Consider the following 11,111-nt stretch of genomic DNA (forward strand, 5'->3'; position numbering starts at 1 on the left):
TCGACGCACGTGATGGACTTCGCCGACGACTCCCGGGCGCTCGTCGAGGCCCTCGAGAGTGACGGCGACCTGCCGGTGCGGCTGCGCTTCTCGCCCATGGTGCTCGGCGGCGCGTCGGCGGCGGACCTCGCCGCGGTCGCCGCGCTGCAGCGCACGGGCGGGCGCCGGTGGGGCGTGCACGGGGTGAAGTTCTTCATCGACGGCACGATCGACAACGGGTCCGCCTGGCTGGAGCATCCCGACGTGTACGGGCAGGGCACGACGTCGGTGTGGAGCGACCCGGCCGCGTACGCGGACGCCCTCGGCTACTTCGTCGAGCGCGGCATCCCCACCGCCACCCACGCGATCGGCGACCGGGGCGTGCACTACGTGCTCGACGCGCTCGAGGCCACGGGGGCAGCCCGGCTCCTCGCTGCGCACCGCATCGAGCACATCGAGACCATCCCCGACGAGCTCGTCGCCCGGTTCCGCGCCCTCGGGGTTGCGGCGAGCATGCAGCCCATCCACGGCACGCACCACACCCGCGCCGACCGCACCGACAACTGGTCGGTGCGGCTCGGTCCGGAGCGGGCCGCGCGCGGCTGGCGGTGCCGGGACATCCGGGACGCCGGCGGCATCCTCGCGCTCGGCTCGGACTGGCCGATCACGCCGTACGACCCGCGGGCGATGATGGCCGACGCGATCCTGCGCCGCCCCGCCCTGCGGCCCGACGTGGCCCCCGTTCAGCCCGAGCAGGCGCTTACCGCGCTGATGGCGCTCGAGGGCTACACGTCGCACGCCGCCGCCGCGGCCGGGCTGAGCGACGTCACCGGCACGATCACCCCGGGCAAGCGTGCCGACCTCACGGTGTTCGCCGCCGATCCGCTGGCGACCCCGCCCGAGGACCTCGCCCACGTGCCGGTGCTCGACACGGTGCTCGACGGCATCCCCGTGCGCACCCCTTGTGTTCAAGGGTCACGTTCTGCGGGTACGACCCGCGTTTCGTGACCCTTGAGCCCCGGGAGGCAAGATGCCCGTGGGGCCTTCGTCTGTTCAGGGGTCACGTTCTGCGGGGTTGACCCGCATTTCGTGACCCTTGAACGAGCGACGAGGGAGCGAGACGAAACGCGCTCCCCTCCCCGGTCGTTGAGCGAGCGACGAAGGAGCGAGACGAAACGCGGCTCCCCGCGGGCGTAGCGTGGAGCGCATGCGATTCGGAACCTTCCTGCCGCAGGGCTGGCGATTCGACCTCGTCGACATCGACCCTGCAGACCACTGGACCACCATGCGCACGCTCGCCGAGAAGGCGGATGCCGGACCGTGGGAGTCCGCCTGGGTCTACGACCACTTCCACACGGTGCCGGTTCCGAGCCAGGAGGCCACGCACGAAGCCTGGTCGCTGATGTCCGCGTTCGCGGCATCCACCTCGCGCATCCGCCTCGGCCAGATGTGCACGTGCATGGGCTACCGCAACCCGGCGTATCTCGCCAAGGTCGCCGCGACCGTCGACCACGTCTCCGGCGGGCGCCTCGAGATGGGCATCGGCGGCGGCTGGTACGAGCACGAGTGGCGGGCGTACGGCTACGGCTTCCCCGGGGTGCCGGATCGCCTGCGGATGCTGCGCGAGGGCGTCGAGATCATGCACCAGGCGTGGACCACCGGCACAGCCACGCTCAACGGCCGGCACTACCAGGTGGAGGGCGCCATCGTGCAGCCGCTGCCGGTGCAGCCGGGCGGCATCCCGCTCTGGGTCGCCGGTGGCGGCGAGCAGGTGACGCTGAAGATCGCGGCGAAGTACGCGGACTACACGAACTTCTCCGGGACGCTCGAGACCTTCGACCGCAAGGCGGCCGTGCTGCGCGAGCACTGCGCGGCGATCGGGCGGGATGCCGACGAGATCACGCTGTCCGGCAACCTGCTGACCCTCGTGGCCGAGACCGAGGCCGAGGCGCGCGACCGCCTGGCCGCCGCGAAGGCGCGCGTGCTGCCGCACCTCGGGCAGGAGCGCGCGGACGCGTTCGAGCGCGAGTACCTGACCTCGGACGGCTTCGGCACGCCCGAGCAGGTCGCCGAGCGCCTGGCCGAGCGCGCCCGGCACGGCCTCGGCTACAGCATCCACTACTTCGCCGACCTCGCCTACGACACCTCCGGCTGGGACCTCTTCGCCCGCGAGGTCATCCCCGCCCTGAGCTGACGCCCGCCCCCGTCCTCCCCGCCCCACTCGCGAACCCTCACCGAGATACGCGAACCCTCACCGAATGTCGGCTTTCGGCCGTATTCCGGTGAGGGTTCGCGTCATTGGATGAGGGTTCGCGCTACAGCAGCGGGCGGACGCCGGCGTAGGCGTCGGGGTCCACGTCGGGGCGGGATGCCGCACCCCCGAACACGCGCCCGGCGCCCGGGCGCTCCGACCACGCCGGCCACTCGGCGGCGCCGTCGCGGATGAACGCGACGGCGGCGCCGTGCGTCGCCTCCGCGAGCGCCCGCGGCGGGTTCGGCCCGACGAGCGCGGGGATCCCCACCTCGGAGTCCAGGCAGTCGAACCAGAACGGCACGTCGATGCAGTGCACCGCCGAGCCGAACGGCGATCCGGCGTACGCGTACCGGTACACCCAGGTCGGGGCATCCCCGCGCGCCTCCGCGGTGCGCACCACGGCGGTCTTGAACATCCGGTCGGTGATCAGCCGCCCGAGCACGGCGGCGTGTCCGCGTGCGACGGCGTCCCGGTTCGCGGCGAGGTACCGGCGGCGCCGCGGGCCGGCGAGCCCCAGCTTGCCCAGCAGCAGCCCGAGCGGGATCCACCGCAGCTTCTTCTCCTGCCCGGCCAGGGCCATCGAGAACTCGTCGTCGGTGGCGCCGAGCACGAGCGGCTTGTCGGCCCCGACACCCGCACGCAGCGAGTCGCTCGTCGGCCGCACGATGAGGTCGCCGTCGATCGCGGGCCCGAGCCCGAGTCCCTCCTCGACGAGCGCGGACATGTCGCGGACGTCGCTGGCGGCCTTCTGCGCCTCGATCAGGCGGTCCTCGTCGACGGCCTCGAAAGCGGCCCGGGTCGGCGGGATGCCGAGGCTGTTCGCGATCTTCGCCGACAGTGTGCGCGCCCGCTCCGGCGTCACGTCCGCCGTGGCGCCCGACAGCGCCCACACCCCGTGGAACAGGTGCTGCGCCTTCGGCATGCCGAGCAGCGTCAGCACGGCGCCGCCGCCGGCGGACTGGCCGGCGATCGTCACCCGCCCCGGGTCGCCGCCGAACGCGCGGATGTTCTCCTGCACCCATTCGAGGGCCGCGATCCAGTCGCGCACGCCGCGGTTCTCCGGCGCGCCCTCGACGTGCCCGAACCCGACGAAGCCGAGCCGGTAGCCGACGCTGACCGTCACCACGCGGTCGCGGTTGAACGCCCGGCCGTCGTACCACGGGCTCGCCGGCGATCCGGCGAAGTACCCGCCGCCGTGGATCCACACCAGCACCGGCAGGGCGGCATCCGCATCGCCGGGCGCGGGCGTGAACACGTTGACGTTCAGCGTGGACTCGCCCGGCACCGACGGCTCCGGGATGAGCGTCACGCCCGGATCGCCCCGCTGCGCGGTGGCACCGTACTCGAGCGCGTCGCGCACGCCCTCCCACGGGTCGACGGGCTCGGGCGCCGCGAAGCGGAGCGCACCCACCGGGGCCTTCGCGAACGGGATGCCGAGGAACGCGGCGGATGCCTCCGCCGCACCGGGGTCGCCGCGCCAGAATCCGCGCACGGCGCCCTTCGTGGTGACGGCTTCCGCGTGGACTGCGGTGGTGGTGTCGGTCATGGGGTGCCTCCGGGACGGTGTCAGCGAACGCTCTTGATGGGGATCAGCGCCAGCGCGGCGATCACCACGAACACCATGCCGAACACGAACAGCGACGGGTAGCCGCCGAACGAGTGGATGATGGTCGCGGCGATGACGGCGCTCAGGGCCTGCGGGATGTTGGTGGCGACGTTCAGGATGCCGAGGTCCTTGCCGGCATCCTGCCCCGCGTTGGGCAGCACCTCCGTCATGAGGGCGGCGTCGCACGACATGTACAGGCCGAAGCCGACGCCGTTCAGCACCGACATGATGATCATCCCGGTGAGGGTGGGCATGACGAGCGGGAACGCGAGCGAGACCACCATCACCGCGGAGGCGGCGTAGATGAACACCTTGCGGCGTCCCGCTTTGTCGCTCCACCAGCCCGACAGGACGATCGCGATCAGCGTCGGGACGAGGGCCACGAGCGCCAGGGTGCCGACGGCCTTCTGCGCGTCGCCGAGCGACAGCTTGATGTAGTCGGTGAGGATGTAGAGCTGGTACGCGCTGACGACGAAGTAGCCGAGGATGAGCAGGAACCGGGCGGTGAAAGCCCAGAAGAAGTCGGGGTTGCGGCGGGGGCTGATCCAGAAGCCGGACAGGAACGCCTTCCAGCTCCAGCTCCCGACGGCGGCGTGCTTCGATGACCAGTCGCGGTTGGCGAGCACGAACAGCAGCGTCGCCGCCACGACGACGATGCCGAACACCGTGTAGCCGATGCCGACGGCGGTGGCGAGGTATCCGGCCAGCATCACGCCGGCCGTCATCCCGACCTGCGTGCCGATGCCGAACATCGCGCTCGCGCCGCCGCGTCGATTGCGGGGGAAGCGGTCGGCCGTGATCGCCGACAGCGGTCCCTGCAGCGCGTTCAGCGCGACCTGGATGACCGCCCAGAAGACGGCGATCCAGAAGAGGGACTTCAGGGCGCCGAGTCCGAACAGGAACAGCGCGCCGATGAGCGCACCCGAGACCATCCACGGCGCGCGGCGTCCGAACCGCGAGCGGGTGCGGTCGCTCAGGGCCCCGACGATCGGCTGCGCGAACAGCGTGAACACGAACGACACGGTCGTGACGATCGCGAGGTTGTCGACCTTGTGCGCGGGGTCGAGCACGTAGAGCTGCGAGGGCAGCAGCACGACGATGAGGCCGCCGTAGGTCGCGAACAGGGCGAGCGCGTTGACGAGGATGCCCGGCAGCAGCGCCCTGCCCGGCGGGGGACTCGCGGGTGCCTCTCCGGTCGCGGGCCGGCCGGCCGAGATGGTGCCGGTGGGGGCGATTGACGCTGCCGGATCGCCGGTGGGATGCATCGTCATCAGGACTCCTCTTCGTCGAGTGGTCGGGGACCGAACGAAACACGAATGGTGTTCGGGATTTCAGTCTGCGCCCGATCCGCCTAAAGTTCAAGTCCTGAAATATATGGATCAGCGCACGAGCCGCAGCGGATCCCCGGTCACGCGGGCGCGGGCGTCCCGCTGAGCGCCGCGCAGGGCGGCATCCGCGCCGAGGATGCTCCCGGCGATCCGAGGCACGCGCACGGCGGGGGAATCGGCCAGACGCGGCTGGATGCGGCGGAAGACGGCGTCCACGTCCGCCGCGAGGTCCGCGTAGAAGCCGCCGAGCACGATGAGCTCGGGACCGAACGCCACCGCCGCGATCTGGAGGGCGCGTGCCACCTCGGCGCAGGCGGGCGTCCACGCCGAGAGCGCCTGCGGCTCGCGGTCGCGCACGCGGGCGGTGAACTCCGTCAGAGCCGCGGCAAGGCCCTCGGCCGCGGCGACCTCGCCGAGCCCGGCCTGGGCGAGGAGCAGGTCCGGACCGGCCACGGTCACGAGGCAGCCGCGTTGCCCACACAGGCAGGGCAGGCCGTCCGGCACGATCGGCTGGTGTCCGAGCGCGGCGCTGAGCACGTGCGGGTCGTCCGCGCCGAGCACGATGGCCCCGCCGATGCCGGAGTCCGCCTTGAGGTACAGCATCCCGTCCGGGTGCCCGGCCGCGGCGTGCTCCGCGAGCGCGGCGACGTCGGAGTCCGGGAGCAGCTGAACCGTGCCGCCGCCGGTCTCGAAGGTGCGCACCGCCGCCGACCGGTCGCGCACCAGCGCGACGAGGTCGACCTCGCCCCACTCCAGATCCGTGTCGGCGAGCACCACCGGGGGAGCGCCGCCGACCGGCGCCCAGACGACGATCGACACGTCGACGATCCGGCGCGGCACGGAGGCCTGCAGCTCGTCGACGGCAGCCGCCAGCACTGCCGCGATCGCGGCCGGGTCTGCCATCGGCCGGCCGTGTCGGTGCTCCACGCGGCACAACTCGGTGCCCGACAGGGTGGATGCCACGACCGTCGCCCGGTCGGCGTCGAGCAGGGCCGTCACGAGGCACAGGCTGTCGCCCGCTGGCTCCAGCAGCACGCGCGGGCGGCCCTTCGCCGCGGCCACGGCTTCGGTCTCGCGCAGCAGTCCGGCCTCGATGAGGTCTGCGACCAGCGACGTCACGGCGCCGCGCGACAGCGACGTGGCGTCGGCGAGCGCACTCCGGGATGCCGCGCCCTGCTCGACCAGGTGCGCGAGCACGGCCGAGAGGTTGCGGCGGCGGATGTCCGCCGTGTCGAGGATCGCCGCGCTCACGGCCGCTCAGCGGGTCGCGGCGCGGTGGACAGTGCGTCGAACAGCGCCCGCACGGCCGCAGCCATGTCGACGTCGCGGTCGACCAGCCACTGCAGCTGCATCCCGTCGGAGACGGCCTGGAAGATGCGCGCGAGGGCCTCCGCGTCGACGCGGTCGGTCAGCTTCCCGGCATCCTGCTGGGCACGCAGCGCAGCCGTGAACGAGGTGCGCACCTCGTCGCCGCGGTGCAGGAAGTACTCGTGCGCCGGATGTGCGGTGTCGGCCGCCTCGACGGACATGCGCGAGAACAGCTCGACGAGGCCCGGCACCTCGGCATTGTGCGCGACCAGGGCGGTGTAGTCCTCGGCGATGAAGTCGGGGGAGTCCGTCTCGTGCTCGAACCGGGTCAGATCCACCTCGTCGCGCTTGCGCAGGATCTCGACGAACAGCTGCTCCTTCGTGCCGAAGTAGTGCAGCAGTCCCGCCTGGCTGAGGCCGACGGCATCCGCGATCTCGCGCACCGAGGCGCTGCGGAAGCCCTGTTCGGCGACGACGTCCAGGGCACGGGTGAGGATCTCGTCGCGCTTGGCGACGCCTTTCGCATAGGACCCGCGCTTTGCCATGTACCGAGCGTAGACCGCGAATCGACCCTTGCGCAGCTAAAACCGAGTGATGTACGGTTTTACCCCGCCCATCCGCCGTCGAAAGGTACCGGCATGACCGACGTGACCGCGTCCGACCTCACCCTCGAAGAGAAGGCGTCGCTCACCAGCGGTCGCGACTTCTGGACCACGAAGGGCATCGAGCGGGTGGGCGTGCCCTCCGTGATGCTCACCGACGGCCCGCACGGCCTGCGCAAGCAGTCCGGAGCGAGCGACCACCTGGGCCTCGCCGACAGCGTCCCCGCGACGTGCTTCCCGCCGGCCGTGGGTCTCGCCGCCTCGTGGGATGCCGCCCTCGCGGAGCGGATCGGTGTCGCGCTGGGGGTGGAGTCGGCCATCGAGGATGTCGCAGTCATCCTCGGCCCCGGCATCAACATCAAGCGGTCGCCCCTGTGCGGGCGGAACTTCGAGTACTTCTCCGAGGACCCGATCGTCTCGGGCGTGATGGGCGCCGGCCTCGTGCGAGGCATCCAGTCTCAGGGGGTCGGCTCGTCGCTCAAGCACTTCGCCGCGAACAACCAGGAGCACGACCGCATGCGGGCGAGCTCCGACGTCGATCCGCGGCCGCTGCGTGAGATCTATCTGCGCGGCTTCGAACGCGTGGTCGAGGATGCGCAGCCGTGGACCGTGATGTGCTCGTACAACCGCATCAACGGCGTGTACGCGTCCGAGGACCCGTGGCTGCTCACCCACGTGCTGCGCGGCGAATGGGGCTTCGAAGGCCTCGTCGTGTCGGACTGGGGAGCCGTCAACGACCGCGTCGTGGGCCTGCCCGCAGGCCTCGACCTCGAGATGCCGTCCTCCGGCGGCCGGACGGATGCGCAGCTGGTCGCCGCGGTGCAGGAGGGCACGCTCGACGAGGCCTCCCTCGACCTCGCCGCGAACCGGGTGCTCGACCTCGTCCGCAAGGCGCAGGCGCGCCCCGCGGCATCCGGCCCGCTCGACGTCGACGCCCACCACGCCCTCGCGCGTGAGGCCGCGGGTCGCGCGATCGTGCTGCTGCGCAACGAGGGCGGCATCCTGCCCCTCGAGCGCTCCGCGAAGCTGGCCGTGATCGGCGAGTTCGCCCGCACCCCGCGCTACCAGGGCGCCGGATCCTCGCTCATCAACCCCACCCGCCTCGAGAACGCGCTCGACGAGATCCGCGCGCACGCCGAGACCGAGGTCGTCTTCGCTCCCGGGTTCACGCTGGACGGCTCGGGGGATGCCGCAGCCCTGCGGGCGGAGGCCGTCGTCGCCGCATCCGCCGCGGAGGTCGCCGTGGTCTTCGCGGGTCTCCCCGCGTCGGAGGAGTCCGAGGGCTTCGACCGCGAGCACATCGACCTTCCCGCGGCGCAGCTGCAGCTCATCGACGCGGTCGTCGCGGCGAATCCGAACACCGTCGTGGTGCTCTCCAACGGCGGTGTCGTGGCCCTGCCGTTCGCCGCGAGCGTGCCCGCGATCGTCGAGGCGTGGCTGCTCGGGCAGGCCGGCGGCGGTGCCACCGCCGATGTGCTGTTCGGTGCCGTCAACCCGTCGGGCAAGCTCACCGAGACCATCCCGCTGCGCCTGTCGGACAACCCGTCCTACGGAAACTTCCCCGGCGAGTTCGGGCACGTCCGCTACGGCGAGGGCCTTCTCGTGGGTTACCGCTGGTACGACGAGAAGAGCCTGCAGGTCGCCTACCCGTTCGGCCACGGCCTCTCGTACACGACCTTCGCGTATGGGGATGCCGACGCCGTCGTCGACGCGGCGGGAGACATCCTCGTGACGGTGCCGGTCACCAACACGGGCGCGATCGCCGGTCGCGAGGTCGTCCAGCTCTACACGTCGCTCGCCGCGTCCGCCGTGCAGCGCCCGCCGCGCGAGCTCAAGGCCTTCGCGACCGTGTCGCTGGAGCCGGGCGAGACCACGTCGGTCCAGCTGACGGTGCGCCGCACGGACCTCGCCTACTGGGACGTCCGCGTCGACGAGTGGATCGTCGTGGGCGGCGCGTACACGGTCGATGTGGCCGCGTCGAGCCGCGACATCCGCAGCTCCACCACGGTCGAGGTGGCCGGGGACGCCCTGTACCTGCCGCTGTCGTTCGAGTCGTCGGTCGCCGACCTGGTGCAGCACCCGGTCGCCGGTCCGATCGTGCAGCAGGCCATGGCGGAGATGTTCGGCGGCATCGATCTGGGCGGCGGCGACGAGGGCATGGCGAAGATGATGGCGTCGTTCCCGATCGGCCGCATGGTCTCGTTCCCGGGCGCGCCGATCAGCCGCGAGCAGCTGGAGGAGCTGATCGCCGCCTCCAACGCCTGACGTCCCGGCTCAGCTGCGGACGCGGGCGGGAAGCGTCGGCAGCAGCCGGTCGAGGAAGTCCGCCGTCGCGTGCCAGCCGTCCACGGCCTGGCACGCGACGCCCATGGCGAGCACGGGGTAGTCGTTGCCGTCGGGGTCGAGCCGGTCGCCGACGAACAGCATGTCTCCGAGCGGGATGCCGGTCTGCTCGCTGAGCTGGTTCATCCCGTACGCCTTGTCGATGCCGCGGTGGGTGATGTCGACGGACGTCGAGCCGCCGGAGCGCACCTCGAGGTCCGGCAGCACGGCCTGGACGGCCTCGCGCAGCGCGTTCTTCTTCGCACCGGTCGGGTCCCAGGCGGCCTTCTCGGCGAGCGGCGCCTGCTGGCCGAGCGCGGAGAACGTGATCTGCGAGCGTCGGTCCTCCACGGCGGGGCCCCAGGTGCGCTCCGACCACAGGCCGAGGCGCCGCGCCTCCGACTCGACGGCCGCCATGGCCCGCTGCTTCTGGTCGTCGGCGAGCGCATGCGCATAGACGGTGCGCAGCCCGTCCGCCTCGATCCGGTAGTACTGCGTGCCGCACGTCGGGAGCAGGTGGATGTGGTCGAGCACGGATGCGTCGGCCGCCGGCAGCCGGTCGACCACCTGGGTCTGGAACTGGCCGAGCTGGCCACCCGAGATGATGGCCACTTCGATGTGCTCGGCGAGGGCGATCAGCTGGGCGCCGATGCGCGGATCGATCGCCACCTTGGACGGCGCCAGGGTGTCATCGAGGTCGAAGGCGATCAGGCGCGGGGAGGACATGCATGCTCCGAGGTCGGTCGGGTGAGGGATCGGCCCATTCTGTCAAACCTGCCGGTGAGAACCATGAACGGCCCATCACGGCCGCAGTCGCAGGCTGGATAGGATGACAACCATGACGAGGGGGGCTCGAGACGCGTCGGGGCGCTCATCCTCGTCGCGCGCCTCCGCAGCCATCCTCGGGTCGCAGATGCTCATCTCGGCGACCGAGCTCGTGATCATCGTCGCGCTCATGGCGTTCGCGCCCGACACGCTCACGAATCCGACGATCTTCGGCGGCATCGGGTCCCTGTTCGTCCTGGTGGGCGTCGCCGCGCTGGTGCCGTGGGATCGCGTCCCCCGTCGGTGGCGCGTCGTCCTGCCGCTGCTGAACATCGTGGCGATCGGTCTCGTGCGCGCCGCCGAGCCGCAGCTCGGATCGGGCCTCCTGCTGGTCTTCCCGGTGATCTGGCTCGCACGCGCCTTCACCGTGACCGAGACGATCGTCGGGGTCAACCTCGCGATCCTCGTCATCTGGCTCGGCCGGGTGCTCATCGGCGGCCCGCTCGTCATCAACGACTTCGCCGCGATCGTGCTGCTGCCCATCGCGCTCGGATTCATCGCCATGACCGTCTACCTCGCCGCCCGTCGAACGCGCGCGCAGACCGTGCTGCTGCGGTCGCATTCGCGACTCGTGGAGACCGCTCTGATCCGAGGCCGCCGCCAGCAGTTCCTCATGGCGGAGGTGCTCAACTCGGTCGGCTTCGGTGTCGTCGCCTTCAATCAGTCCAAGCAGATCGTGTTCGTCAACCGAACCTACCGCGGGTGGGTCGACGCGTTCGGCGAGACGGGCGACGGGCCGCTGTTCGACCGCGTCTTCCAGCCCGATCGCATCACCCCCTATCCGGAGGCCGGCCGTCCGTTCGTGCGCGCCATGGCCGGGCAGGAGTTCGACGATCTCGTCATCTGGGTGGGGGAGCCGGGAGAGCAGCGCCGCGCCGCCTACTCGG

General features: G+C 71.5%; 8 protein-coding genes and 1 pseudogene. 4 read left to right on the forward strand and 5 right to left on the reverse strand.

The genetic code is table 11. From position 1 onward, the window contains the following. On the forward strand, window positions 1-987 hold a 987-nt coding region (locus VJR25_RS00640), incomplete at its 5' end, for an amidohydrolase (protein WP_324111474.1). Between the two features lie 199 nt (window positions 988-1,186). Beyond that, window positions 1,187-2,173, forward strand: a complete 987-nt coding sequence (locus VJR25_RS00645) for an LLM class F420-dependent oxidoreductase (RefSeq protein ID WP_324111476.1) — start codon at window positions 1,187-1,189, stop codon at window positions 2,171-2,173. 121 nt (window positions 2,174-2,294) lie between these two features. On the opposite strand, the gene VJR25_RS00650 is transcribed toward VJR25_RS00645, so the two are convergent. The 4 genes from VJR25_RS00650 to VJR25_RS00665 all read right to left on the reverse strand — a co-directional run bounded on the left by VJR25_RS00650 (window position 2,295) and on the right by VJR25_RS00665 (window position 7,020). After that, window positions 2,295-3,779: a carboxylesterase/lipase family protein gene (locus VJR25_RS00650; protein WP_324111478.1), complete on the reverse strand. Its 1,485-nt coding sequence runs from the start codon at window positions 3,777-3,779 to the stop codon at window positions 2,295-2,297. 20 nt (window positions 3,780-3,799) lie between these two features. Beyond that, window positions 3,800-5,110 (reverse strand): MFS transporter, encoded by a 1,311-nt coding sequence (locus tag VJR25_RS00655; protein ID WP_324111480.1) that lies wholly within the window; start codon window positions 5,108-5,110, stop codon window positions 3,800-3,802. Window positions 5,111-5,218: 108 nt separating this feature from the next. Further along, on the reverse strand, window positions 5,219-6,418 hold the full coding sequence (locus VJR25_RS00660; RefSeq protein WP_324111482.1) for an ROK family transcriptional regulator: 1,200 nt from the start codon (window positions 6,416-6,418) through the stop codon (window positions 5,219-5,221). After that, window positions 6,415-7,020 (reverse strand): helix-turn-helix domain-containing protein, encoded by a 606-nt coding sequence (locus VJR25_RS00665; protein ID WP_324111484.1) that lies wholly within the window; start codon window positions 7,018-7,020, stop codon window positions 6,415-6,417. The genes VJR25_RS00660 and VJR25_RS00665 overlap by 4 nt, the downstream gene beginning before the upstream one ends. Window positions 7,021-7,113: 93 nt before the next feature. On the opposite strand from VJR25_RS00665, the gene VJR25_RS00670 reads away from it, so the two are divergent. Next, window positions 7,114-9,342 (forward strand): glycoside hydrolase family 3 C-terminal domain-containing protein, encoded by a 2,229-nt coding sequence (locus tag VJR25_RS00670; RefSeq protein ID WP_324111486.1) that lies wholly within the window; start codon window positions 7,114-7,116, stop codon window positions 9,340-9,342. A gap of 9 nt (window positions 9,343-9,351) precedes the next feature. On the opposite strand, the gene VJR25_RS00675 is transcribed toward VJR25_RS00670, so the two are convergent. Next, a complete protein-coding gene (locus VJR25_RS00675; RefSeq protein ID WP_324111488.1) occupies window positions 9,352-10,125 on the reverse strand; it encodes an HAD-IIB family hydrolase in 774 nt (257 codons plus the stop codon). 112 nt (window positions 10,126-10,237) lie between these two features. On the opposite strand from VJR25_RS00675, the pseudogene VJR25_RS00680 reads away from it, so the two are divergent. Continuing rightward, window positions 10,238-11,111 (forward strand): annotated as a pseudogene (locus VJR25_RS00680) (hypothetical protein); the annotation flags it as partial.

This window comes from Microbacterium sp., from assembly GCF_035277845.1.
GTDB lineage: Bacteria > Actinomycetota > Actinomycetes > Actinomycetales > Microbacteriaceae > Microbacterium.